The organism is Streptomyces sp. Ru71, from assembly GCF_002920535.1.
Taxonomy (GTDB): domain Bacteria; phylum Actinomycetota; class Actinomycetes; order Streptomycetales; family Streptomycetaceae; genus Streptomyces.
Genome location: NZ_PQSS01000102.1, coordinates 1 through 24,303, shown reverse-complemented (window position 1 = coordinate 24,303; position 24,303 = coordinate 1). Strand labels below are relative to the sequence as shown.

The following is a 24,303-nucleotide window of genomic DNA, read 5'->3' as shown; positions in this document are numbered from 1 at the left end:
GGCGCCACCGGCGGACCCGTCGCGCCCGGGCCACGGCGGCGGCACCGGCTCCTTCGACGTCACCGAGGCGCTCGCCGCGGGCCCGCTGGGCAGCTCGGCACGCCCCGACACCGACGCGCCCACCCGCGACGACCTGCCGTACTTCACCGAGCCCGGCGGCGACCGCCACGACTTCGACACCCCGGGCGGCCCGAACGGCCCGGCCGGTCAGGGCGGCGCGAACGGTACCGGTCGCCCCGGCGGCCCCGGCGGCAGCACCGGCTTCAACGGCCCGAACGGCCCCGGCGCCCCCCGTGGCCGCGGCCCGCAGGGCCCCTCCGGCCCGACCGGCGGCCCGGTCACCGGCGACGGCCCCCTTATCCCGCCGGTCCCCGGCGCCGCACGCCCCGGCGCGACCGCGCCCGGTATGCCGGCCCCCGGAGCGGCCGCTCCCGGCATGACCGCACCCGGCACCGCCGGTCTCGGCCCCGCCGGCGGGCTGAGCGACGACACCGCCATCCTCACCCCGCAGATCCAGGCCCCCGAACCGCCCGCAGGCGGCTACGGCGCACAGCCCCACGACAACGTCTCGGGGCACACCGTCACCAGCGGCATCCCGGTCATCCCGCCCGGCGACCGCGGCCCGTTCGGCGCCGGGTCCGACGGCGGAGCGGTGGCGCACACCCCGCCCAAGCTGCCCGAGCCGGTCGCGCAGAACGTGCCCGCCTCCCGCCCGCCGAAGAAGAAGGGCCGCAGGAAGCTCCCGCTGCTCGTCGGCGGCGTGATCGTGCTGGCCGCCGGCGTCTACGGCGCCGGCCTGCTGATGAACCACTCCGACGTGCCCAAGGGCACCACCGTGCTCGGCGTCGACATCGGCGGCGGCACCCGCGACGAGGCCGTCAAGAAGCTCGACGACGCACTCGGCGCGCGGGTGAACCAGCCGCTGAAGCTGTCCGTCGACGGCTCCACGGTCACCCTCAAGCCGGACCAGGCGGGCCTCCACTTCGACGAGGACGCCACGGTCGGCGCGGCCGCGAAGAGCGACTACAACCCGGTCTCCGTCATCGGCTCCCTGTTCGGGCAGCAGCGCCAGGTCGACCCGGTCATGCCGGTCGACGAGGAGAAGCTCCAGGCCGCCCTGGAGAACGCCGCGGGCGGCTCCGGCTCGATGACCGACGGCACCATCCGCTTCGAGTCCGGCAAGGCCGTCGCCGTCTACGGCAAGCCCGGCAAGGGCATCGACGTCGCCGCCTCCAAGCAGGCCGTCGAGCAGGCGTACCGCACCCAGGTGGAGACCGGCGCGGTCACGCCCGTGCGGGTGGCGACGACGAACCGGCAGCCCACGGTGTCCAACACCGAGGTCGACCGGATGATGAAGGAGTTCGCCGAGCCGGCCATGTCCGCGAAGGTCACCGTCCAGACGGACGCCGCGCACAAGGTCTCCTTCAGCCCGCAGAAGTCGATCTGGAAGTTCCTGCGGGTCAAGGCCGTGGACGGCAAGCTCGTCGACTCCTACGACGAGGCCGCGCTGAAGGAGCTGTACGGCAAGACCTTCGACGGCGTGCTGATCGCCCGCGCCAACGGCCAGAAGACCCCGGTCACCGTCCAGGACGTCTACGGCGCCCTGCGGCTGGCGCTGAAGAGCACCTCCAACCGGGTCGCCGTCATCGAGACGAACCCCAGCTGACGGACCACCGCGAGGGGGCGTCCGGCACACCGCCGGACGCCCCCTCCGTCGTCTGTCATGCCCGCCCGCATGACATCTGTCATCCGCCACTGCGGACGGCCGACACTGCCGGGCCCACCACCTGTATCGCGACGATGAGGGCATGACGACGACAGCGACGGCCACCGGCACCCCGGTGGTCGGTTTCGACCAGGTGAGCAAGAACTACGGGGACGTGCGGGCGGTCGACGGACTGTCGCTCGCGCTGCACCCTGGCGAGACCGTGGCCCTGCTGGGCCCCAACGGCGCGGGCAAGTCGACCACCCTCGACCTGCTGCTCGGCCTCAAGACCCCCGACTCCGGGACGGTCCGCGTCTTCGGCACCTCCCCGCGCGAGGCCATCGTCGCCGGGAAGGTCGGCGCCATGCTGCAGAGCGGCGGCCTGATGGACGAGGTCACCGTCGCCGAGCTGGTCCGGCTCGCCTGCGCCCTGCACCCGCGGCCGTACAAGGCCTCCGACGTGCTCACCCGGGCCGGCGTCGCGAACATCGCCGACCGCAAGGTCAACAAGCTCTCCGGCGGCCAGGCCCAGCGGGTCCGCTTCGCCCTCGCCACCGCCGGCGACAGCGACCTGATCGTCCTGGACGAGCCGACCACCGGCATGGACGTCACCACCCGGCAGGCGTTCTGGGCGACCATGCGCGAGCAGGCCGACCAGGGGCGCACCGTGCTGTTCGCCACCCACTACCTGGAGGAGGCCGACGCCATCGCCGACCGGGTGCTCGTGCTGCACCGGGGACGGCTGCTGGCCGACGGCACCGCCGCCGAGATCAAGGCCAAGGCGGGCGCCCGCCGGGTGTCGTTCGACCTGGAGGGCGCCATCGACGAGGCCGCCCTGCGCGCGCTGCCCTTCCTGACGTCCGTCGACGTGTCGGGCTCGACCGTCCGCATCCAGTCCTCCGACGCCGACGCCACCGTGCACGCCCTCTACGGCCTCGGCCTCTACCCCCGCAACCTCGAAGTCGCCGGGCTCGGCCTGGAGCAGGCGTTCGTCGCCATCACCGCCGCCGAGGAGGCGAAGACCAAGTGAACAGCCTGATCAAGCTGGAACTCACCCGCGCCCTGCGCAACCGCAAGTTCCTGTTCTTCTCCGTGCTCTACCCCTCGCTGCTCTTCCTGATCATCGCGGGCAACGCCGACGCGAGCACCGAGGTCGACGGCAGCGGGCTGACCCTGCCGACGTACATGATGGTCTCCATGGCCTCCTTCGGCGCCCTGACGGCCGTGCTGATGGGCAACAGCGAGCGCATCGCCAAGGAGCGCGAGTGCGGCTGGGTGCGGCAGCTGCGGCTGACCACCCTGCCCGGGCGCGGCTACGTCCTCGCCAAGACCGCGAGCGCGGCCGTGGTGAGCCTGCCGTCCATCGTGATCGTCTTCGTCGTCGCCGCGGCCGTGAAGGACGTCCGCCTGGACGCCTGGCAGTGGCTCGCCCTGACCGGCGCGATCTGGGCCGGCAGCCTGGTGTTCGCCGCGCTCGGCGTCGCCCTCGGCTACCTGGCCAGCGGGGACGCGGTCCGGCCCATCACGATGATCACCTACTTCGGCCTGTCCATGCTGGGCGGCCTGTGGATGCCGTCGACGACGTTCCCGCAGTGGCTCCAGGACATCGCCAAGTGGCTGCCCACGCACGCGTACGCTGCCCTGGGGCGGTCCATCGAGCAGAGCCAGGCCCCGCAGGCCCAGGACATCGCCATCCTCGCCGTCTTCTTCGTCCTCTTCGCGGGCGGGGCGGCCTGGCTGTACCGGAAGGACACGCTGAAGGCGTGAGCACCATGACGGAGGACCTCAAGGACACGTCCGGCTCCGCACCGCGGGTGCGGCTCGGCTGGCCCGCGCGGACCCGGCGCGAGATGTACGTCAAGATCCTGTGGATCGGCGTCTGGCTCGTGTTCCTGGCCTCGCCCATCGACGATCTCCTCAGCGGCCATCACAGCGCCGGGGCCACCGCCGCCGGCTGGGTGGGCCTCGCCGCCTTCGTCGGGGTCTATCTGACGCTGGTCTTCCGCAACATGGGCCGGCCGTTCTCGGCACCGGTGGTGGTCTCGCTGACCGTGGCCCTCGGCGTGCTGGCGCCCCTGCTGGCCTACTCGTTCGGCAGCGCCTGGCTCGGCCTGTTCGTCTACCTGTCGGTGGCCTGCGGGGCCACCCTGCCGCTGCGTGCGGCGTACTGGGCCATCCCCGCCGCGACCGTGGTCATGTACCTGGTGGGCCTGCACTCCGACGAGAAGGAGGCGCGCGGACTGTTCGTGCTGGTGCTGCTCATCGGGTTCGCGATGACCGGCGTCGGCCAACTGGTCCGTACGACGATCGAGTTGCGCAAGGCCCGGGCCACCGTCGCCCAGCTCGCCGCCAACGAGGAGCGGCTGCGGCTGGCCCGCGATCTGCACGACCTGCTCGGCCACTCGCTCTCCCTGATCACGCTCAAGAGCGAGCTGGCCGGCCGGATGCTCCCGGACCAGCCCGACAAGGCGGCCCAGCAGGTCGCCGACATCGAACAGGTCAGCCGGCAGGCCCTGGTCGACGTCCGCGAGGCCGTCACCGGCTACCGCCGGCCGCGCCTGGCCGCCGAGATCGCCGGCGCCCAGGTCGCGCTCACCGCGGCCGGCGTCACCGCCGAACTCCCCGCCGAACCCGACCTCACCGGCCTGCCCGAGGACAGCGAGGCCGCCCTCGCCTGGGCGCTGCGCGAGGCGATCACCAACGTCGTACGGCACAGCGGTGCCCGCCGCTGCCTGGTGGAGCTGGCCCGGCACCAGACCCTCGACGGGCCCGTCCTCCAACTCACCGTCGAGGACAACGGAACCGGCGGCAGCGGCACCGGCCCCGGCAACGGGCTCACCGGTCTGACGGAACGTCTGCAGAAGGCGGGCGGCACCCTGGAGGCGGGCCCCATCAAGCACGGGTTCCGGCTGGTCGCCCGCGTACCGGCGGGCAGTGCGGCGGCCGTAGGATCCGGGGCATGAGCCCCATGATCAAGGTCCTGTTGGCGGAGGACCAGTCGATGGTCCGCGAGGCCCTGGCCGCGCTGCTCGGCCTGGAGGAGGACATCGAGGTCGTCGCACAGGTCGCCCGTGGCGACGAGGTGCTGCCGGCCGCCCGCACGCACGACCTGGACGTGGCCCTGCTCGACATCGAGATGCCCGGCATGACCGGCATCGAGGCGGCGGGGCTGCTGCACCGGGAGTTCCCCGCGCTGAAGCTGGTCGTGCTGACGACCTTCGGCCGCCCCGGCTATCTGCGCAGCGCGATGGAGGCCGGCGCGGACGCCTTCCTGGTCAAGGACGCCCCGGCGGCCCAACTCGCCGAGGCGGTACGCAAGGTGCTGGCCGGTGAGCGGGTCATCGACCCGACGCTCGCGGCCGCCGCCCTCGCCGAGGGCGCCAACCCGCTGACCGACCGCGAACGCGAGGTGCTGCGCGCCGCGGCCGACGGCTCCACCAACGCCGAACTGGCCGCGGCGCTGCACCTGTCCCAGGGCACGGTCCGCAACTACCTGTCGACGGCGATCCAGAAGCTGGCGGTGCGCAACCGGGCGGAGGCGGTACGGATCGCGCGGGAGAAGGGCTGGCTCTAGCGGGAGAAGGGGTGGCTTCAGCGGTCGTGGGTGGGGCACCCGGGTGACTGACGATCACGGGTGGATAATGGCCGGAATGTCGAAATAGTCCCCCGAGTGGTGTTTGCGGTGATCTGATGCCCGACAGCTCTGCCCCGCCGCCCGACCGGAACCGCCCCGTCCCCGGCCGTGGCGGCCATCCGGCCACGGACCGGATGCTGCGGACCCTGCTGCGCCGACGCAAGCAGATGCTCACCCCCGCCGACGTCACCGTCACCGACCGGCCCGCCGTCCGCCGCGCGGTCTCGGCCGCCGCGATGGGCAACATGATGGAGTGGTTCGACTTCGGCGTGTACGCCTATGTCGCCCCCGTCCTCGGCAAGGTCTTCTTCCCCTCCAGCTCGCCCGGCGCCCAGGTGGTCTCCACCTTCGCCACCTTCGCCGCCGCCTTCGTCGTCCGCCCCCTGGGCGGCATCGTCTTCGGCCCCCTGGGCGACCGCATCGGCCGCCAGCGGGTCCTGGCGGCCACGATGGTGATGATGGCGATCAGCACGTTCGCGGTGGGCTTCCTGCCTTCCTACGCGGCGGTGGGCTTCGTGGCACCTCTGTTGCTCCTGATCTGCCGCCTGGTCCAGGGCTTCTCCACCGGTGGGGAGTACGCGGGCGCCACCACCTACATCGCCGAGTACGCCCCCGACACCCGGCGCGGCTTCCTCGGCAGCTGGCTCGACTTCGGCACCTTCGTCGGCTACGCCCTCGGCTCGGCCCTGGTCACCGGCCTCACCGCCGGCCTGGGCAGCGGCGGCATGCAGGACTACGGCTGGCGCATCCCGTTCCTGGTGGCGGGCCCCATCGGCGTGATCGGCCTGTACATCCGGCTGAAGCTGGAGGAGACGCCCGCGTTCAAGAAGGAGGCCGAACAGGCGAACGAGCAGCGGGCCGCGAACCGGGCCGTCGGCGGCGAGGACCCCGTGGAGGAGGCCCGCCAGTCCGGCCACGGCCGGCTGCGGGACATCTTCGTCCACCACTGGCAGGCCGTCCTGATCTGCATGGGCCTGGTGCTGCTCTACAACGTCACCAACTACATGGTGACGTCCTACCTCCCCACCTATATGACGGCGACGCTGGGCCAGGACGAGAACACCGCCCAGCTCCTCGTCCTCGGCACGATGGTCGTCGTCGCCCTCACCATCACCACGGTCGGCCGCTCGACGGACCGCTGGGGGCGCCGCCCGGTCTTCATGGCGGGCAGCGTGGCCCTGATCGCCCTGTCGATCCCGGCGTTCCTGCTGATCCGTCAGGGCGGCGTCCTCGCCCCGGCCATCGGCTGCCTCATCCTCGGCCTGCTCCTGGTCTGCTTCGCGGGCACGTCGGCGGCGACCCTGCCCGCGCTGTTCCCCACCCGCATCCGCTACGGCGCCCTGTCGATCGCCTTCAACGTCTCGGTGTCGTTGTTCGGCGGAACGACCCCGCTGTTCACCTCGGCCCTGGTGACGGGCCTGGACGACGAGATGATCCCGGCGTACTACCTGATGGGCGCGGGCGTGATCGGCCTGGCCTCGACCCTGGTCCTCTACGAAACGGCCGGCCGCCCCCTGCGCGGCTCGGGCCCCATGGTGGAAACCCCGGAACAGGCCCGCCGCCTGGTGGCGACCAGCCGCACGGAGGCGAGCCGCTGGGCGAGGGATGTGTGGGTCCGGATCAGGAGGAGGCCGCGTTAGCCTCCGGCGGGGGGATTTCTGATTTCCGTCACGCAGAGTGTTCGGGCATCGCTACCGTGATCCGTGACGGCGCGATCGCGTACGGTGATCGATCGAGGAGGGCGGGGCGTGTCCGTGGATGTCGAAGTGGAGGAGCCCGGCTGGGAGGTGGACCCGGACGACGACTGGGCCCTGGCGGTCATCGCCACGGTGGGGCGGCAGTTACGGCTGCGCCGCGAGGCCGTGGGGATGAAGGCAGGGGAGTTCGCGACGGCCGTCGGCTACTCCGAGGACATGGTCTACAAGATCGAGGGCGGCAAGCGCATCCCCCGGCCCGAGTACCTGGACGAGGCGGACGAGGTGCTGGGGGCGGCCGGCCTGATCGCGGCGATGAAGGAGGACGTACGGAAGGTCCGGTACCCCAAGAAGGTGCGGGACCTGGCGCAGATGGAGGCCCGCGCGGTCGAGCTCCAGCTGTACGACCCGCTGAACGTGCACGGCCTGCTGCAAACACCGGAGTACGCCCGAGCCCTGCTGTGCATGCGGCGTCCCGCGTACACCCAGGACGAGATCGAGCGGTTCATCGCGGCGCGGGTGGCGCGGAAGTCCGTCTTCGAGCGGGACCCGGCGCCGGAACTCAGCTTCGTCCTGGAGGAGTGGACGTTACGCCGCCCGCTCGGTGGACGGGCGGTGCTGCGCCGCCAGCTCGAACATCTCGTGACCACGGCCCAGTTGCGGAACGTCGAGCTTCAAGTGATGCCGATGGACCGCGAGGAGCACGCGGGATTGGCCGGCGGTATCGAGGTGCTGAAGTTCCAGGACGGCACGGCGGTGGGGCGCTCTCCGGTCGTGGCCAACGGCCGACCGGTGTCCGAGCCGAGGCAGCTCCGTATCCTTGAGCTGCGCTACGGCATCATCCGGGCCCAGGCGCTCACGCCTCGTGAGTCGACGGCCTTCATCGAGCAACTGCTGGGGGAGACATGATCCGCAAGACGTCGGCCGGGGACGCCTCCGAACTGGTCTGGTTCAAGAGCAGTTACAGCAGCAGCAGCGAGGGCGACTCGTGCGTCGAAGTGGCGTACACCTGGTTCAAGAGCAGCTACAGCAGCGGCAGCGAGGGCGACTCCTGTGTGGAGATAGCCACAACCCCCGGCACCGTTCACGTCCGCGACTCCAAGAACGCCGCAGGCCCCCGGCTGACGTTCTCGCCGGAGGCCTGGGCCGGGTTCGTGCCTCACGTCGGCTGAGCTGAGACCGGCACTTCCGCCTTGCGCTGCTGAGGTACGTGCTTCTGGACGGGCCGGGAAGGAGTGCCCTTGCCGAGGTCCTTCAACCGCAGGGCGGGGCGTTCGACGAGGTGCCAGGAGGCCACGGCGAGCAGGAGGGTGAGGGCCAGCGTGAGGGCGAGGTAGGCGGCGAGGCCCCACCGGGTGCAGCCGAGAAGGGCGAGCGTCTGCTGGACGGGGAAGCCGTAGATGTAGATGCCGTAGGAGTAGTCGTTGCGGGCACCGACGCGGTGCAACGGCGCCGGCAGGCGGACGGCGAGCCACACCAGCAGGTAGGCGAAGGCCGGTATGCCGACGGTGAAGAGGTAGCCGTAGTGGAGGCTGCCGGCCAGGACGACCAGGGACGCGACACCGAGGGGGTCGCTGACGGGTATCCGATGACCGGCGACTTCGATGAGCGCGCCGAGCGCGAAGGCGAATCCCAGGTAGATCAGGAACGTCGGGCTGAGATGCCCGACGACGGGCAGCTGGACGTCGTGCAGGTAGTGGGAGGCGTACTGGCCGGCCCAGTGGGCGTCATGGCTCGCGTGGCGTATGACCAGCCAGCCGAGGACGAGCGTGATCACCAGGACGGCCCGGCGGGCACGGGCGAGGATGCCGGTGACGGCGAGGACCGCGACGCCCAGGTAGCACATCACCTCGTAGCGCAGACTCCACAGCGCGCCGTTGAAGGCCCCGGCGTGGATGCGTTCGCGTGACTGCCCGTCGGCCATGATGCGGGCTATGTCGGGCTGGTTGGTCGTGACGGCCCAGTTCGCCCGCAGATAGTCGAGGGGGCCATGGGGGCCGTTGAAACCGTCCAGTGTGGAGTGCAGCCGCCAGTACAGAAAAGGCGCTGCGACAAAGGCGGTCAGTCCCAGGCACACCCAGAAACCGGGCAGAATGCGCAAGGCCCGGTGCCAGAGAAAACGCCCGACACCGAGCCTGGCTCCACTGCGGGTGACGAGTATCCCGGAGAGCACGAAAAAGCCGTAGACGGCGAGTTTGCCGAGATCGGTCTGGCCCCCGCTGAAGTAGCGGAGGTATTCCTTCCCCCCGTACCCCAGAATGCGGGCGTGCGAGACGACCACCGCCAGAGCCAGACACAGCCTGAGCAGGCCAAGGCTGTTGTGACGACCGGCCAGGCGCTCCGCGACGGTGCCGTGCGACCACCGAAGCGCTGACGCGCGGTGCATGCAGTTCCCCGATTGTGTGGTGAGGGGCCCGGCAGCGGCCCCGGTGTGCCCGGAAGACGGGGTGGAAGGCTTCCGCGTTGCGTTTGTGGGCGCACAGTGCGCTTGATCACACCGGTGTCGGGGGAAAGGGCTTCTCGCGAGCGCGATAAAGCGTTTTCGTTGGTCAGTTCAACAACGCCCGAGCCGCCCGGGCCTCCCCCCGCAGCCTTTCCGCCGCCGGCTCGTCCACCGCGCCCACCACCTCCGCGTACGCCTCCAGCTCCCGCGCGCCCTCCGTGAACTCGCCCCGGCGGACCAGGATCTGGGCGCGTTCGTGGCGGAGGCGGGCCGGGTGGGAGGGGAGGAGGAGGGACAGGTCGACGGCCCACAGGGCGACGTCCGTGCGTTCCGGGCGGGCCGCCGCCCAGGCGCGGATGTTGTTGAGGATGCGCAGGACGACGTCCAGGGGGTCCGCGGGGGTCAGGTAGGACGGGTCCAGGGGGGCGCCCGTCGCGCCCACGACGAGGAGTTCCGCGTCGGGGCCCGTCAGGACCCGGCCCCGGTCGAACGGGTCGGCCAGGACCTGGTCCTCCTGGGGGCCGAAGCCCACCACGAAGTGGCCCGGCAGGGCCACGCCGTACACCGGGGCCCCGGCCCTGCGGGCGACCTCCATCCAGACCACCGACAGGAGGATCGGCAGGCCCCTGCGGCGGCGCAGCACCTCGTGCAGCAGCGACGACTCCAGGCGGCGGTAGTCGCCCGGCGTGCCGTGGAAGCCGAGGCGTTCGCCCAGCACCCGGTGCAGCGCCTGCGCCCAGGCCGCCGGGCCGCCGGGGCGGAACGGCAGCTGCCCGGCGAGCCGGTCCAGTTCCATCTGTGCCGCGTCCATGCCCGCCTCGTCCAGCGAACCGTCCGCCACCGCGCCGATCAGCAGGCACAGCGCGGACAGGTCGGGTCGCTCCGTGCGCGCCTCGGCGGCGAAGCGGCGGCGCAGCTCGGCGGAGGGGTCCGGCGGCGGGGGGAACGGGGGACGCATCATCACGCCTGCTCGGGGCCGGGCGCGCGGTAGTGGTGGTACGCGTGGTGCGGGGCGAAGCCCAGCCGGGCGTACAGCGCCCGCGCCGCCGCGTTGTCCGTCTCCACCTGCAGCCACCCGGCCGAGGCACCCTCGTCCAGCGCCTGGGCGGCCAGCGCGGCCATGACGGTCGTCGCCAGCCCCTGCCGCCGCAGCGCCGGGTCGACCTCCACGGCGGCGAATCCGGCCCAGCGGCCGTCCACCACACACCGGCCGATCGCCGCCGGGGCCCCGCCCGGCTTGCCGGGCACGGTCGCGAACCACACCGACGGCCCGCTCTCCAGCACCTTCAGCGCCACCTCGCTCACCCCCTTGCGCTGGTAGCGGGCCAGCCACGCCTCGTCGGCCCGGCGGGACAGCACCACCCCGGCCGGCTCGGCGAGATCGGCGACCGGGGCGAGGCCCCCGATCCACACCTCGGCCGTCACCTCACGCACCCAGCCGCGCCGTTCCAGCTCCGCGCACAGCAGCTCCTGGGTGCCCTCGGCGCCGGTCGCGGTCTGGACGTAGGCGGGCAGCCCGCGCTCGTCGTACCAGCGTCGTACGGCGGTCAGCGCCTCGTCGAGGGGCAGGCCCGGGTCGCCGAGCGGCAGCACCGAGTTGGCACGCCGGGTGAACCCGGCGGCGGCCCGCAGCTCCCACTCGCCGAGCCGCTCGCTGACCAGCGGAGGCCACGCGCGCGTGACGACCCGCACCAGCTCCTCGTAGGAGGCCGCGGGGCCACGGCGGCGGGCCGGCGCGGCGGGGACGACCTTGCCCGCGACCAGCGACGATTCCGGAATCCGGACGGTCTCCCCGTCCTTCCGTGTGATCAGCAGCACACCGCTGTCCCATGATGTGAGAACGCCCACCGTGTCGGTGAATTTCTCCCCGGCGGCCGCCGTGTCGTTCAAGCACCGCACTGAGACCCGTTTGCCCACGTCAGCAGCGGTGATACGGACCTCAAGGCGCCCGAAGGCGGAGATTTCCACTGGTCGGTTCACCCCTCCTGTTCGGATCATGCCCAGGAACGGAGATACTAGGTGGCGGGCATCGACGACGCCGCGCTCCCGCGCGCCAGGCGGCGGAGCCTGAGGAGGCCCGCCAGCGCCCTATCGAGGAGGAACGACAGCGTGACCTACGTCATCGCGCAGCCTTGTGTCGACGTCAAGGACAAGGCGTGCATCGAGGAGTGCCCGGTCGACTGCATCTACGAGGGCCAGCGGTCCTTGTACATCCACCCGGACGAATGCGTCGACTGCGGTGCCTGTGAGCCGGTCTGCCCGGTCGAGGCGATCTTCTACGAGGACGACACTCCGGAGGAGTGGAAGGACTACTACAAGGCGAACGTCGAGTTCTTCGACGAGCTCGGCTCTCCGGGCGGCGCGAGCAAGCTGGGGCTGATCGAGCGCGACCACCCCTTCATCGCCGCGCTCCCGCCGCAGAACGGCTGATCCCGGCCGCCTCTGAAGCGCCGCCTCGGTCCCGTACGGCCAGATCACCCGGGTGATCGCCGTACGGGACCGAGGCGTTTGCCGAACCGACGAAAGCGAGCAAGATCCGTGTCCGCAGTCTCCGACCGGCTGCCCACCTTCCCCTGGGACAGGCTGGAGCCCTTCAAGAAGACCGCCGCAGCCCACCCGGACGGCATCGTCGACCTCTCCGTCGGCACGCCGGTCGACCCGGTGCCCGAGCTGATCCAGAAGGCCCTGATCGACGCGGCCGACTCGCCGGGCTACCCGACGGTCTGGGGCACGCCGGCACTGCGCGACGCGATCACCGGCTGGGTCGAGCGCCGCTTGGGCGCCCGCGAGGTGACCCACCGGCACGTGCTGCCCATCGTCGGCTCCAAGGAACTGGTGGCCTGGCTGCCCACCCAGCTGGGCCTCGGCCCCGGCGACAAGGTCGCCTATCCGCGCCTGGCCTACCCGACGTACGAGGTGGGCGCCCGTCTGGCCCGCGCGGACCACGAGGTCTACGACGACCCGACCCAGCTGGACCCGGCCGGCCTGAAGCTGCTCTGGCTGAACTCGCCGTCCAACCCGACCGGCAAGGTGCTGTCCAAGGACGAGCTGACCCGGATCGTGGCCTGGGCCCGCGAGCACGGCGTGCTGGTCTTCTCCGACGAGTGCTACCTGGAGCTGGGCTGGGAGGCCGACCCGGTCTCCGTCCTCCACCCGGACGTCAACGGCGGCTCCTACGACGGCATCGTGGCCGTGCACTCCCTGTCCAAGCGGTCCAACCTGGCCGGCTACCGCGCCGCGTTCCTGGCCGGCGACCCGGCCGTCCTCGGCCCGCTGCTGGAGATCCGCAAGCACGGCGGCATGATGACCTCCGCGCCGACCCAGGCCGCCGTCGTGGCGGCGCTCGGCGACGACGAGCACGTCCGCGTCCAGCGCGAGCGCTACGAGGCACGCCGCGAGGCCCTGCGCGACACGCTAGTGCGGCACGGCTTCCGCATCGAGCACAGCGAGGCCAGCCTCTACCTGTGGGCGACGCGCGACGAGTCCTGCTGGACCACGGTCGCCCACCTGGCCGACCTCGGCATCCTGGTCGCCCCGGGCGATTTCTACGGCTCGGCCGGCGAGAACTTCGTCCGCGTGGCCTTCACGGCAACGGACGAACGAGTGGCCGCGGCGGTGTCCCGCCTGTCCTGACGCGGACGGCGGATGTCGGCACACAGGTGCCGACGTCGTGGTCGGCAGCGCGCAGCCGCCCCGCCACCGCCGTGGGCAGTCGTTCCGCGGGGCGGAACGGGTGGGCACGGCCTGCAGTGCCGGGTGCGGCCCAACGGACCTCCGCCCCAGCCGACGCAGGCAGCGGCAGCACAAAGCGACGGGGCCCGGGAAGCACCCCGGGCCCCGTCGCCGTACAAGCCGGTCAGGCGAGCGCAGTGAACCGTCAGCCGCCCAGCGGCAGCCCACCGCCCACCGGCAGGGACGGCGCGCTCTTGGTCAGGGAGTCCGTCGGCAGGCCGCCCTGCGTGGCCGTCTTGGTGGTGTCGCCGAGCAGGCCCCCCGCGGACCCGGCCGCCTCACCGGCCGCCTTCTGGGCCACCGGCGTCACCTTCTTCACCGCGCTGCCGGTGGTCTTGCCCGTGGCCGGCACCGCCGACTGGACCGCCTTGCCGCCGGTTTCGCCCGCGGCCGCGGTGGAGTGCTGCAGCGCGCTGTCCGCCTGGTTGGCGACGCTCGCCCCGTCCAGGGCGGTCAGCCCGCCCAGGTTCGGGGTGGCGGGCAGGGCGGGGGCCGCGCTGGCGGAGCCGGCCGCACCGACCCCGGCGGCCGCTCCGGCAGCGACGAGCAGCGCGGCGCGGGCGATCCGGCGGGTCAGGGGGAGGGACATGATGCTCCTTCGACGGGAGAGATCGGTGAAACGCTGAACTGTCCGTCCAAGCCCGGGAGTTGGCCGACCGACTGGCTGTTGATCGTTCGGGCTCGGACGCAGTGACTACCGCTCGAAGCCCTCGAAGGTTGCGGATCGGCAACGTAAAGAGTTGGCAATGCGTCGCATTATCGGCTGCGGATAAAAACGGGCAAAGGGGGCCGCGCGTGAAAGCCCGCTGAATCCTTCCGCCTCTTTGTTTCCAAGGGTTTTCGCCGGTACGGGGGTGACGGCACGAAAACCTGCGCACTGCACCCGCGGTAACCGTGCGGACTAACTCCTGAGAGTGAATGCCCGTACTACTGCGCAATGACGAACTACGGCCCGGTGACGATCCGGACCGCGGAGTCGGTGCCCGACCCGCCCTCGCGCCACCTGCTGTCGGTGTGCCCGGCCGTCCACTCCCGCCCGGCGTACGTCACGCGCCGGATGTCCAGCGCGGAGGCGTTGGCCACGGCCCAGTGGGCCAGCTGCCAGCCCCGCTCGCTCACCCCGCGCGAGCCGCCCCCGGCGGGCACCGGCACGGTCACCGTCTGCCCGTCGGCACCGGCGCTCACGGACGGCGAAGGCGCCGCACGGCCCCGCCCGCCGACCTCCGCGCCGGTCTCCTCGAAGGCGCCGCGCCCGAAGTCCCGCACCAGCGCCGCCCGCACCGCGTCCGGGCCGGCCGCCGCGTCGGCGCCGGGGCGGCCGTCGCAGGTCAGCGTGGCCGCGGACTGCCCGGTCAGGGCCGCCGCGAGCAGCGTCGCGTCCGGCTCGTGCTTGGCGTACGCCTCCGGGTAGCCGCTGCGCTGCACGCGCTGCGCGGCCACCGTGAGCGGCAGCTCGGTGTAGTCGGGCACCTTGACCAGGTGCTGGTAGAAGACGCCCGCCGCGTAGGTCGGGTCCATGACCTGCCGCTCGGTGCCCCAGCCCTGCGAGGGGCGCTGCTGGAACAGCCCGAGCGAGTCGCGGTCGCCGTGGTCGATGTTGCGCAGCCCGGACTCCTGCAGCGCGGTGGCGAGCGCGATCGTCACGGCCCGCTCGGGCAGGCCGCGGTTGGTGCCGACGGCGGCGATCGTGGCCGCGTTCACCGCCTGCTCGGGGGTGAACTGGTACGTCGCTCCGTCGCCCCGGCCCGAGACGACCTTGCAACCCGGGGCGCCGGGACCTCCGGTGACGTACTGCACCACGAGGTAACCGGCGACCGCGCACAGCACCACGACGGCCGCGCCGGCCCGCAGGAGACGGCTGCGACGCTTGGGGGAAGTGGGGGACGGCTCTGGCACGCCGTACAAGTTACTGGAGGCCACCCGGGGCCCCGCCAGGGGTTCGCACACCGCGGAACCGGCGCCGACGCGGCGGCGCGGGATAGGGTCGGGGCCATGGCCGAAACCCCGCTTGACCTCACGCTGGACGCCGCGGCGCTCACCGCGCAGCTCGTCGACTTCCCCTCGGAGAGCGGCACGGAGAAGCCGCTCGCGGACGCGATCGAGAGCGCGCTGCGCGCCCTGCCGCACCTGACGGTGGACCGGTTCGGCAACAACGTGGTGGCGCGTACGAACCTGGGCCGCGCGGAGCGCGTGATCCTCGCCGGCCACATCGACACCGTACCGATCGCCGACAACGTCCCCTCCCGGCTGGACGAGGACGGGGTGCTGTGGGGCTGCGGCACCTGCGACATGAAGTCGGGCGTGGCGGTGCAGCTGCGCATCGCGGCGACCGTGCCGGCGCCCAACCGCGACCTGACCTTCGTCTTCTACGACAACGAGGAGGTCGCCGCCGAGCTCAACGGCCTCAAGCACATCTCCGAGGCCCACCCGGAGTGGCTGGAGGGCGACTTCGCGGTGCTGCTGGAGCCGTCCGACGGTGAGGTCGAGGGCGGCTGCCAGGGCACGCTGCGGGTGCTGCTGAAGACGAGCGGCGAGCGCGCGCACTCCGCGCGCAGCTGGATGGGCTCCAACGCCATCCACGCGGCGGCCCCCATCCTCGCGAGGCTGGCCGCGTACGAGCCGCGCCGGCCGGTGATCGACGGCCTGGAGTACCACGAGGGCCTGAACGCGGTGGCGATCTCGGGCGGCGTCGCGGGCAACGTGATCCCGGATGCCTGTGTGGTGACGGTCAACTTCCGTTACGCCCCGGACCGCAGCGGTGACGAGGCGATCGCGCATGTCCGGGAGGTCTTCGCGGACTGCGGGGTGGAGGAGTTCGTGATCGACGACCACAGCGGCGGCGCGCTGCCCGGCCTGTCCCACCCGGCGGCCCGGGCCTTCATCGAGGCCGTCGGCGGCACCCCGAAGCCCAAGTTCGGCTGGACCGACGTCGCCCGCTTCAGCGCGCTGGGCGTCCCGGCGGTCAACTACGGCCCCGGCAATCCGATCCTGGCGCACAAGCGGGACGAGCGGGTGGAGACGGCGAAGATCCTCGCGGGCGAGGAGCGCCTGCGGTCGTGGCTGACGTCATGACCCGCCCAGCCGTGTTTACGACGCAGCGCGGCGGACATATTCAGGTCCCTCAGACGTAACCCGCGTAGATCTACGCTGAGGTGCACGGACCGCACGACGGAGGGAGCGCACATGGCTACCGGGAACCCCGAGGGCAAGAAGGTGCCGCCGGACGAGCAGCGCCTCGGGCCGGTCCTCCGGCGACGCGGACAGGTCACCGCCAGCACGACCGACCAGCGGCTGCTGGACGCGGGCGGCCCCTCGGACTGGGTGCACACCGACCCCTGGCGCGTGCTGCGCATCCAGTCGGAGTTCATCGAGGGCTTCGGCACGCTGGCCGAACTCCCGCCCGCGATCAGCGTCTTCGGCTCGGCCCGCACCCCGGTGGACTCACCGGAGTACGAGGCGGGCGTACGGCTCGGACGCGGGCTGGTGCAGGCCGGCTGGGCGGTGATCACGGGCGGCGGACCGGGCGCCATGGAGGCCGCCAACAAGGGCGCGTGCGAGGCGGGCGGCACCTCGGTGGGGCTCGGCATCGAGCTGCCCTTCGAGCAGGGCCTGAACCCGTACGTCGACATCGGCCTCAACTTCCGCTACTTCTTCGTGCGGAAGATGATGTTCGTCAAGTACGCGCAGGGCTTCGTGGTCCTGCCGGGCGGCCTCGGCACGCTGGACGAACTCTTCGAGGCGCTCACCCTGGTCCAGACCCAGAAGGTCACCCGCTTCCCGATCGTCCTCTTCGGCACGGACTACTGGGGCGGCCTGGTCGACTGGCTGAAGAACACCCTGGTCGCCCAGGGCAAGGCCTCGGAGGCGGACCTGCTCCTGTTCCACGTCACGGACGACGTGGAGGAGGCGGTGGCCTTGGTGTCGAAGGAGGCGGGCCGCTGACCGCTGCGTGGGGGTAGCCGGGGCGCCCTGCGCGGGTGCAGGGGCCGGACCGACGGGGGCGGAGCCCCCGCCGGGGTCCGGGGCGGAGCCCCGGGGACGGCGTCCGCTACGCCAGCCCCCGCCGAGCCACCGCAGGGACCCGGTGGCCGGCAATGGACGCCACCATCTCCAGCACCTGCCGCGTCTCCGCCACCTCGTGCACGCGGTAGACCTGCGCCCCCAGCCACGCCGACACCGCCGTCGTGGCCAGCGTCCCGATCAGCCGTTCCTTGACCGGACGGTCCAGCGTCTCGCCCACGAAGTCCTTGTTGGACAGCGACACCAGCACCGGCCACCCCGTGGCGACCATCTCGTCCAGCCGTCGCGTCGCCTCCAGGCTGTGCCGCGTGTTCTTGCCGAAGTCGTGCCCGGGGTCGATCAGGATCGACTCCCGCGGCACCCCCAGCGCCGCCGCCCGCTCCGCGAGCCCCACGGTCACGTCCAGGATGTCGGCCATGACGTCGTCGTACGTCACCCGGTGCGGCCGTGTCCGCGGCTCCACCCCGCCCGCGTGGGTGCACACCAGCCCCACCCCGTACCTCGCGGCGACCTCCGCCAGCCCGGGATCGACCCCGCCCCACGCGTCGTTCAGCAGATCGGCGCCGGCCTCGCAGACCGCCTCGCCGACCTCGGCCCGCCAGGTGTCCACGCTGATGATCACGTCCGGGAAGCGCCGCCGCACCTCGGCCACGAAGCCGACCGTCCGCCGTGCCTCCTCCTCGGCGCTGACCTCCTCGCCCGGCCCGGCCTTCACCCCGCCGATGTCGATGATCGCCGCGCCCTCGGCCACCGCCTGCTCGACCCGAGCCAGCGCAGGCTCGTCCCGGAAGGTGGCCCCCTGGTCGTAGAAGGAGTCCGGGGTCCGGTTCACGATCGCCATGATCACCGGCTCGTGCGTGTCGAATTCACGCCTGCCCAGCCTGAGCATCCCCTGTGACCTCTTCCTGTACGTCCTGGCTTCTTCCTGGTATCGCGCCGCCTGTGACCCTAACTGTCAGCGTCGCATGGCACGATCGGACCCTGACACTGAAAGACACCGAGCGTGGGGTTGCCGGCGATGGTTATGTTCCTGTTCCTGGTCATCGCGCTCGCCGTCGTGGTCGCCGCGGTGACGCTCGCCGTGGTGGGCGGCGGTGAGGGCACCGGCCCGCTGCCGGAGGCGGCCCCCGAGCGGCTGTACGACCCGCTGCCGTCGGACCGCCCCGTCACCGGCGCCGACATCGACGCCCTGCGCTTCCCGCTCGCCGCCCGCGGCTACCGCATGGCCGACGTCGACGACGCCCTCAACCGCGTCGCCGCCGAACTCGCCGAGCGCGACGCCCGTATCAGCGACCTGGAGTCGGCGCTGGCGGGAGCGCGGGCCGCCGCCTCCCGGGTGCCCATGGACAAGCCCGAGCAGCAGGAGACGCAGTGAGCGACGGCACCGCCCTGACCGGCCCGGACGGCGCCCCGCGCTGCCCGTGGGCCCTGTCCGCGCCCGAGTACGTGACGTACCACGACGAGGAGTGGGGCCGCCCGGTCCACGGCGACGACGCCCTCTTCGAACGGCTGGCCCTGGAGGCCTTCCAGTCCGGGCTGTCCTGGATCACCATCCTGCGCCGCCGCCCCGGCTTCCGCGCCGCCTTCGCCGGTTTCGAGATCGCCAAGGTCGCCGCCTTCGACGACGGCGACCGCGAACGCCTGCTCGCCGACCCGGGCATCATCCGCAACCGTGCCAAGATCGACGCCACGCTCGCCAACGCGCGCGTGCTCGCCGAGTGGGCGCCCGGCGAGCTGGACGCGCTCATCTGGTCCCACGCCCCGGACGCGGACGCCCGCCCGGTCCCCAGATCCATCGCCGACGTCCCCGCGGTCACCCCCGAGTCGACCGCCCTGTCCAAGGCCCTGAAGCAACGCGGACTGCGCTTCGTCGGCCCGACGACGGCGTACGCCCTGATGCAGGCCTGCGGCCTGGTCGACGACCACCTCGCCGACTGCGTCGCACGCCGCCGTCCCTGACGCGTACCGGCTACCGCCCCAGGTACTTCGGCTTCTCCTTGTTGACGAAGGCCTGCACGGCGATGGCGTGGTCCTCGGACGCGCCCGCGCGTGCCTGCAGCTCGTCCTCCTTGTCCAGGGTCTCGGACAGCGAGTGCGTCAGGCCGTACGCCACCGACTCCTTCAGCGCCGCGTACGCCACCGTCGGCCCCTCGGCGAGCCCGCGGGCCAGCTTCTCCGCCTCGGCGCGCAGCTCCGCCGCCGGCACCAGCCGGTTGGCGATGCCCAGCTCGTACGCCTCCTGGGCGCTGATGCTGCGCGGGAAGAGCAGCAGGTCGGCGGCGCGGCCGGGGCCGATCACGCGCGGCAGCGTCCAGGAGACCCCCGAGTCGGCGGTGAGGGCCACGCCCGCGAAGGAGGTGTTGAAGGCGGCCGTCTCGGCGACGATCCGGTAGTCCGCGGCGAGCGCGAAGCCGAAACCGGCGCCGGCCGCGACGCCGTTCACCGCCGCCACCACCGGCTTCGGGGCGCCGACGAGGGCCCGCACGATCGGGTTGTAGTGCTCCTTGACCGTGCTCATCGTCTGCCCGGAGCCGGCCTCCCGGTCGGCGGCCAGCAGCCCGATGTGCTCCTTGAGGTCCTGGCCCACACAGAACGCCCGGTCCCCGGCCGCGGTCAGCAGGATCGCCCGTACGGCGCTGTCACCGGCCGCGGACTCGGCCGCCTCCCGCAGGGCGACCTTGGTCGCGATGTTCAGCGCGTTCATCGCCTCCGGGCGGTTCAGCGTGATCGTCGCGAGCCCGTCGCTCACCTCGTAGAGCACGGTGTCGGCCATGGCGCATCCCTCCGGTGTCGAGGCGTGGCGTACCGGTCGGTACGCCGACGTACGAAGGACAGCATGGCGGAGATCACCGGCGGTGGGCCGGGCCGGACATGTGAGCTGCGTCAAAGAATTCCACGCGCGCTTCGAGCCGGCGCTGTCCGCGAGGCCGAGCAGTATCGCAGGCACATCGCCGAATTGAGTGGTTTTGCTCGCGCGCGTTGCCCAAGCGATGCGGACCGATGTTGGTCATCGGGTCGTGCGATGCGGGATAATGGCTGGGAAGCAATGTGTTCGATGCCGGTGGCGCGTGTCCTGGTCCCTTTTTCGGGTGGCGGGCCGCGCGTGCCCTTCATGGGCCGTCGGCTTTGACGATGAGCTGGTTTCAGGAAGGGGAACGAGCATGGCGGCCATGAAGCCGCGGACGGGTGATGGCCCGCTCGAGGTGACCAAGGAGGGGCGGGGCATCGTCATGCGCGTTCCGCTCGAAGGCGGCGGTCGGCTCGTCGTCGAGCTGACCCCGGACGAGGCCGACGCCCTCGGCGACGCCCTCAAGAAGGTCGTCGGCTGACGCGCAAGCGACCATATCCTTTCAGCCGCCCCGGCACCCCAGGTGGGTGCCGGGGCGGCTGTTTGCGCAGGTCAGAGCTGTGGCGGCAGCGCTTCAGCGCTTGACCGCGCACAGCAGGCCGTCCCCGACCGGCAGCAGCGACGGCACCAGGTCCTGGCTCTCGCGCACCGCGCGCAGCAGCTCCCGGATCCGTATCACCTCGGTCGGCTGCGGGCCCGAGTCGACCGTGCGGCCGCTCGCGAAGACGCCCTCGAACACCACCAGGCCGCCGGGACGCAGCAGGCGCAACGATTCAGCGAGGTAGTCCAGGAACTCCAGCCGGTCGCCGTCGCAGAAGACGAGGTCGTAGCCGGCGTCCGCGAGCCGGGGGAGGACGTCCAGGGCCGGACCGGGGATGAAACGGGCCCGGTTGCTGGCGAACCCGGCGGCGCGGAACGCCTGCCGGGCGAACTGCTGGTGCTCCGGCTCGGGGTCGACGGTGGTCAGCACGCCGTCGGGGCGCATGCCGTGCAGCAGGTGGATACCGGAGACACCGCAGCCGGTGCCGATCTCCGCGACCGCCTTGGCGTCCACGGTGGCGGCGAGCAACCGCAGCGCGGCGCCCGTGCCGGGCGACACCGAGCGCAGACCTGCCTCATGGGCCCGGTCGCGGGCCCAGCGCAGCGCGTCGTCCTCGGCGACATAGGCGTCGGCGAACGCCCAGTCCGTCTGCCGGTTGCCGGTAATGACCCTCTCCTGTCCCCACGGTTGCCTCGGCGTGACTGTATCCGTTGGCCCCGGGAACCCGCAGATGGGACCGGGCGTTTAGAGGGGTGGGAGACACGGCGAGGGGACACAGTTGGATCACGACGGGGCGCGGGGCGCCCAGCAAGTGCTGACGCAGCCGTATGAGCCGTATCAGCCCAGATCAAATTCTCGTAAAACCGCTTATCCGGTCCTAACGGGCGAGGTGGCTATGGTAGGGGCTCCACTGGACACCACCAGAGCTGACAGGGGAGGTGCGGCCGCGCCTGGAGACCGGGGAGGAGTGCTGCGGCGCTTCCTCGGATCGGCGGGCAGGCCGAAATCCGTGACCGACACCGCTGACACCAGCCACGCCGCGGGCTTCGCCGCCGGCCAGGCCCAGACCGCGACCTTCTCCACCGACGCGGACGGCCCGGCGTGGACTCCGCCCACGTGGGAGGAGATCGTCAGCACGCACAGCGGCCGCGTCTACCGCCTCGCCTACCGCCTCACCGGCAACCAGCACGACGCCGAGGACCTCACCCAGGAGGTCTTCGTCCGCGTCTTCCGCTCGCTGTCGACGTACTCGCCGGGCACCTTCGAGGGCTGGCTGCACCGCATCACCACCAACCTCTTCCTGGACATGGTCCGCCGCAAGCAGCGCATCCGCTTCGACGCGCTCGGCGAGGACGCGGCCGAGCGGCTGGCCAGCAAGGAGCCCACCCCGCAGCAGGTCTTCAACGACGCCCACTTCGACGCCGACATCCAGCAGGCGCTGGACACCCTCGCGCCGGAGTTCCGCGCCGCGGTCGTCCTGTGCGACATCGAGGGGCTGAGCTACGAGGAGATCGCCGCGACCCTCGGCGTGAAGCTCGGTACGGTCCGCTCCCGTATCCACCGCGGCCGTTCCCAGCTGCGCAAGGCGCTGGCCCACCGCTCGCCCGACGCCCGGGAGCGCCGCTCCCTGGTGTCCCGCGTGCCCGTGCTGGGGGGAGGGGGCGCGACCGCGTGAGTGGATCACGTCCCAACCCGGCCGAGCAGCACCTGGGAGACCGACTCTCCGCCCTGGTGGACGGAGAGCTCGGTCATGAGACGCGTGAGCGCGTCCTGGCGCACGTCGCGACCTGTCCGAAGTGCAAGGCGGAGGTCGACGCGCAGCGCCGGTTGAAGAACGTCTTCGCGGAGGTGGCCCCGCCGCCCCCGTCCGAGAGCTTCCTGGCACGTCTGCAGGGGCTGCCCGGGGGAGGTGACCTCGACGGCGGCGGCTCGCCGTTCGGCGGGGGAGCACTCGGTGGATTCTCCGGAGGGTTTCCCTCCCGCCCCGGGGCGTCCGGGGTCTTCGGAGTGAAGCGGGGCGGCGGCATGCCGTTCGACTTCGACTACGCCCCCGGGCGCGGGCATGCGGCGGCGGTGCCGATGCCGGCCGAGCACGGCTTCCGCATCCATCCCGTCGGCCGTGGCGAGGCCCCGCCCTCCCGTGGGCTGCGGTTCGCGTTCGTGGCCGCCGGCGCGGTGTCGCTGGCCGCGATCGCGCTCGGCGGCGTCACGACGAGCGGCACCCCCGCCGACACGGACACCCGGGCCGGCTCGGGCAGCAATGTCACCCCGGCCCGCTCCCAGGGCTCGGGCGCGGCGACGGCCCCCGAGAGCCAGCGCCGCCGTGGCAGCACGGCACCGCTGCTCGCGCAGGCAGCCGGTGCCGGGCAGAGCACGTACGCCGGTACGCCGGTGGCGCCGACGACGCTCTCCGCGCCGCTGCTGCCGGGTCTGCGCACGCCGGGCACCGTGCAGCCGGGCACCGCGCAGGACGTCGCGCGCACCCTGACCACGCCGGTCGTGGCCGGGGCGGCCGCCATGTCACCGCTGATACGCCCGCTCAGCGTCACCACGCCCGTCTCGCTGACGACGGTGTCCCCCGCACCGGCCGTGACGGCGCCCGGCGTGCTCTCCGCGTCGGCGTCGCCTTCCGCCACGTCCTCCCCCTGAGCAGCAGGGCGGCGAACCTGGTTGAATCCCCCTGAGCCGCGCCCTCGGCATGCCGCCGGGCGCGGAGTGCGACGATCCGCGGCCGCCGACGACGAGCTGTGCCGCGGCCACCCGTGGGGAGAGCATGAACGAGGGGAAGCCCACGCAGGGTCCGTCCGACGGGCCGGACACCGGTACCGACGGCGCGGCCGCGACGGCCGAAGTGCGGGACAGCGGAGCCGAGGACACCCGGGCCGAGGCCCGCGTGTCCGACCCGAGCCGGGCCGGCGAGTCCGCCGACGGCGACTACGAGCTGAGCCGACCGCTGAACGCGGACGGCTCCGCCGGGTCCGGGGGTGGCGAGGGCTCCGCCGGGCCCGGGGGTGGCGTGGGCTCCGTCGCGTCCCGGGACGGTGTGGGTTCCGCCGGGCCCGAGGGCGGCGTGGGTGGCTCAGCCGAGTCCGAGGGTGGCGTGGATTCCGTCGACCCCGAGGGCGGCGTGGGTGCCAACGAGTCCGAGGGTGGCCTGGGCGGCTCAGCCGGGTCCGAGGGTGGAGTGGGCTCCGTCGCGTCCCGGGACGGTGTGGGTTCCGCTGGGTTCGAGGGCGCTGTGGGTGGCACAGCCGAGTCTGAGGCTGGCGTGGGGTCCGCCGAGCCCCGGGACGGTGTGGGTTCCGCCGGGCCCGAGGGCGGTGTGGGTGGCTCCGCCGGGGCCGAGGGTGGCGTGCATGGTGCCGCCGACTTCGAGGCCGGCGTCGGGTCCGCCGAGTCCCAGGGTGGCGTCGGTTCCGCCAATGCCGGCGTCGAGGGGCCCGCTGCCGTCGTCGTCGCTCCCACTGTCGAGCGGCCCAAGCCTCTGCACGAGCCCGACCCCTACGGCACCCCGCCCTATGGCGAGCCCGGCCCCTGGGCCCCCGCCCCTCCCGTCCAGCACCCCGCGGCCACCCCGGCCCACGGCACCCTGACCGCGCCCGCACCCCAGCCGGCCGCGCCCGGGCACGCCCTGGCCGGCACCGGCGTTCCGGGCGCCCCCGCGGCCGCCATGGCCGCGCCGGGCG

Annotated in this window: 25 protein-coding genes and 1 pseudogene; 18 read left to right on the top strand and 8 right to left on the bottom strand. The window is 72.5% G+C overall.

Annotation, left to right across the window (positions count from 1 at the left end; all coding sequences use genetic code 11):
* From C3489_RS34590 to C3489_RS34555, 8 genes are all read left to right on the top strand, one after another.
* Positions 1-1,666 (top strand): peptidoglycan binding domain-containing protein (locus C3489_RS34590; protein WP_103786086.1); only part of this gene is annotated, 1,666 nt, incomplete at its 5' end.
* Between the two features lie 142 nt (positions 1,667-1,808).
* Positions 1,809-2,735, top strand: a complete 927-nt coding sequence (locus C3489_RS34585; protein WP_103786085.1) for an ABC transporter ATP-binding protein — start codon at positions 1,809-1,811, stop codon at positions 2,733-2,735.
* Positions 2,732-3,472, top strand: a complete 741-nt coding sequence (locus tag C3489_RS34580; RefSeq protein ID WP_103786084.1) for an ABC transporter permease — start codon at positions 2,732-2,734, stop codon at positions 3,470-3,472. The genes C3489_RS34585 and C3489_RS34580 overlap by 4 nt, the downstream gene beginning before the upstream one ends.
* Positions 3,473-3,477: 5 nt before the next feature.
* Positions 3,478-4,668 (top strand): sensor histidine kinase, encoded by a 1,191-nt coding sequence (locus tag C3489_RS34575; RefSeq protein WP_103786089.1) that lies wholly within the window; start codon positions 3,478-3,480, stop codon positions 4,666-4,668.
* Positions 4,665-5,279: a response regulator transcription factor gene (locus C3489_RS34570; RefSeq protein ID WP_103786083.1), complete on the top strand. Its 615-nt coding sequence runs from the start codon at positions 4,665-4,667 to the stop codon at positions 5,277-5,279. The genes C3489_RS34575 and C3489_RS34570 overlap by 4 nt, the downstream gene beginning before the upstream one ends.
* Positions 5,280-5,473: 194 nt before the next feature.
* Positions 5,474-6,979: an MFS transporter gene (locus C3489_RS34565; protein WP_181139965.1), complete on the top strand. Its 1,506-nt coding sequence runs from the start codon at positions 5,474-5,476 to the stop codon at positions 6,977-6,979.
* A 108-nt stretch (positions 6,980-7,087) separates the two neighbouring features.
* Positions 7,088-7,942, top strand: a complete 855-nt coding sequence (locus C3489_RS34560) for a helix-turn-helix transcriptional regulator (protein ID WP_103786081.1) — start codon at positions 7,088-7,090, stop codon at positions 7,940-7,942.
* The gene (locus C3489_RS34555) at positions 7,939-8,205 is read left to right on the top strand and encodes a DUF397 domain-containing protein (RefSeq protein WP_103786080.1); all 267 of its coding nucleotides are present in this window, start codon (positions 7,939-7,941) and stop codon (positions 8,203-8,205) included. The genes C3489_RS34560 and C3489_RS34555 overlap by 4 nt, the downstream gene beginning before the upstream one ends.
* Here C3489_RS34555 and C3489_RS34550 read toward each other — a convergent pair.
* The 3 genes from C3489_RS34550 to C3489_RS34540 all read right to left on the bottom strand — a co-directional run bounded on the left by C3489_RS34550 (position 8,193) and on the right by C3489_RS34540 (position 11,444).
* Positions 8,193-9,419 (bottom strand): acyltransferase, encoded by a 1,227-nt coding sequence (locus C3489_RS34550; RefSeq protein ID WP_103786079.1) that lies wholly within the window; start codon positions 9,417-9,419, stop codon positions 8,193-8,195. The two genes, C3489_RS34555 and C3489_RS34550, sit on opposite strands and share 13 nt — an antisense overlap.
* 163 nt (positions 9,420-9,582) lie before the next feature.
* Positions 9,583-10,434, bottom strand: coding sequence for a transglutaminase-like domain-containing protein (locus C3489_RS34545; protein ID WP_103786088.1), 852 nt, complete (start codon positions 10,432-10,434; stop codon positions 9,583-9,585).
* Between the two features lie 2 nt (positions 10,435-10,436).
* Complete coding sequence (locus tag C3489_RS34540) at positions 10,437-11,444, bottom strand: GNAT family N-acetyltransferase (RefSeq protein ID WP_103786078.1); 1,008 nt, start codon at positions 11,442-11,444, stop codon at positions 10,437-10,439.
* A 141-nt stretch (positions 11,445-11,585) separates the two neighbouring features.
* Between C3489_RS34540 and fdxA the strand changes: the two genes are divergently transcribed.
* Together fdxA and C3489_RS34530 are read left to right on the top strand one after the other, a co-directional pair.
* Positions 11,586-11,906 carry a ferredoxin gene (fdxA, locus tag C3489_RS34535; RefSeq protein WP_010474859.1) on the top strand — a complete coding sequence of 107 codons (321 nt, stop codon included), beginning with the start codon at positions 11,586-11,588 and terminating at the stop codon, positions 11,904-11,906.
* Between the two features lie 108 nt (positions 11,907-12,014).
* A complete protein-coding gene (locus tag C3489_RS34530; RefSeq protein ID WP_103786077.1) occupies positions 12,015-13,109 on the top strand; it encodes a bifunctional succinyldiaminopimelate transaminase/glutamate-prephenate aminotransferase in 1,095 nt (364 codons plus the stop codon).
* Positions 13,110-13,353: 244 nt separating this feature from the next.
* On the opposite strand, the gene C3489_RS34525 is transcribed toward C3489_RS34530, so the two are convergent.
* Together C3489_RS34525 and C3489_RS34520 are read right to left on the bottom strand one after the other, a co-directional pair.
* On the bottom strand, positions 13,354-13,797 hold the full coding sequence (locus tag C3489_RS34525) for an ATP-binding protein (protein ID WP_103786076.1): 444 nt from the start codon (positions 13,795-13,797) through the stop codon (positions 13,354-13,356).
* Positions 13,798-14,153: 356 nt separating this feature from the next.
* Positions 14,154-15,104 (bottom strand): heavy metal transporter, encoded by a 951-nt coding sequence (locus C3489_RS34520; protein WP_103786087.1) that lies wholly within the window; start codon positions 15,102-15,104, stop codon positions 14,154-14,156.
* Positions 15,105-15,200: 96 nt separating this feature from the next.
* On the opposite strand from C3489_RS34520, the gene dapE reads away from it, so the two are divergent.
* Positions 15,201-16,280: a succinyl-diaminopimelate desuccinylase gene (dapE, locus tag C3489_RS34515; protein WP_103786075.1), complete on the top strand. Its 1,080-nt coding sequence runs from the start codon at positions 15,201-15,203 to the stop codon at positions 16,278-16,280.
* Positions 16,281-16,391: 111 nt separating this feature from the next.
* On the top strand, positions 16,392-17,150 hold the full coding sequence (locus C3489_RS34510; protein ID WP_103786074.1) for a TIGR00730 family Rossman fold protein: 759 nt from the start codon (positions 16,392-16,394) through the stop codon (positions 17,148-17,150).
* Positions 17,151-17,256: 106 nt separating this feature from the next.
* Here C3489_RS34510 and folP read toward each other — a convergent pair whose 3' ends face one another.
* Positions 17,257-18,117, bottom strand: coding sequence for a dihydropteroate synthase (gene folP, locus C3489_RS34505; protein WP_103786073.1), 861 nt, complete (start codon positions 18,115-18,117; stop codon positions 17,257-17,259).
* Positions 18,118-18,252: 135 nt separating this feature from the next.
* Between folP and C3489_RS34500 the strand changes: the two genes are divergently transcribed.
* Positions 18,253-18,603, top strand: a complete 351-nt coding sequence (locus C3489_RS34500; RefSeq protein WP_103786072.1) for a DivIVA domain-containing protein — start codon at positions 18,253-18,255, stop codon at positions 18,601-18,603.
* Positions 18,600-19,187: a DNA-3-methyladenine glycosylase I gene (locus C3489_RS34495; protein WP_103786071.1), complete on the top strand. Its 588-nt coding sequence runs from the start codon at positions 18,600-18,602 to the stop codon at positions 19,185-19,187. Before C3489_RS34500 ends, C3489_RS34495 begins: the two co-directional genes overlap by 4 nt.
* A gap of 10 nt (positions 19,188-19,197) precedes the next feature.
* Here C3489_RS34495 and C3489_RS34490 read toward each other — a convergent pair whose 3' ends face one another.
* Positions 19,198-20,001, bottom strand: a complete 804-nt coding sequence (locus tag C3489_RS34490) for an enoyl-CoA hydratase/isomerase family protein (protein WP_103786070.1) — start codon at positions 19,999-20,001, stop codon at positions 19,198-19,200.
* Positions 20,002-20,389: 388 nt separating this feature from the next.
* Here C3489_RS34490 and C3489_RS34485 point away from each other — a divergent pair, with 388 nt between their 5' ends.
* Positions 20,390-20,557, top strand: coding sequence for a DUF3117 domain-containing protein (locus C3489_RS34485; protein ID WP_003966491.1), 168 nt, complete (start codon positions 20,390-20,392; stop codon positions 20,555-20,557).
* Positions 20,558-20,650: 93 nt separating this feature from the next.
* Here C3489_RS34485 and C3489_RS34480 read toward each other — a convergent pair whose 3' ends face one another.
* A complete protein-coding gene (locus C3489_RS34480) occupies positions 20,651-21,349 on the bottom strand; it encodes an O-methyltransferase (protein WP_103786069.1) in 699 nt (232 codons plus the stop codon).
* A 235-nt stretch (positions 21,350-21,584) separates the two neighbouring features.
* On the opposite strand from C3489_RS34480, the gene sigE reads away from it, so the two are divergent.
* The 3 genes and pseudogenes from sigE to C3489_RS34465 form a co-directional block, all read left to right on the top strand.
* Complete coding sequence (gene sigE / locus C3489_RS34475; RefSeq protein WP_103786068.1) at positions 21,585-22,292, top strand: RNA polymerase sigma factor SigE; 708 nt, start codon at positions 21,585-21,587, stop codon at positions 22,290-22,292.
* Positions 22,289-23,266, top strand: coding sequence for an anti-sigma factor (locus tag C3489_RS34470; RefSeq protein WP_103786067.1), 978 nt, complete (start codon positions 22,289-22,291; stop codon positions 23,264-23,266). Before sigE ends, C3489_RS34470 begins: the two co-directional genes overlap by 4 nt.
* 124 nt (positions 23,267-23,390) lie before the next feature.
* A pseudogene (locus C3489_RS34465) lies at positions 23,391-24,303 on the top strand (hypothetical protein); the annotation flags it as partial.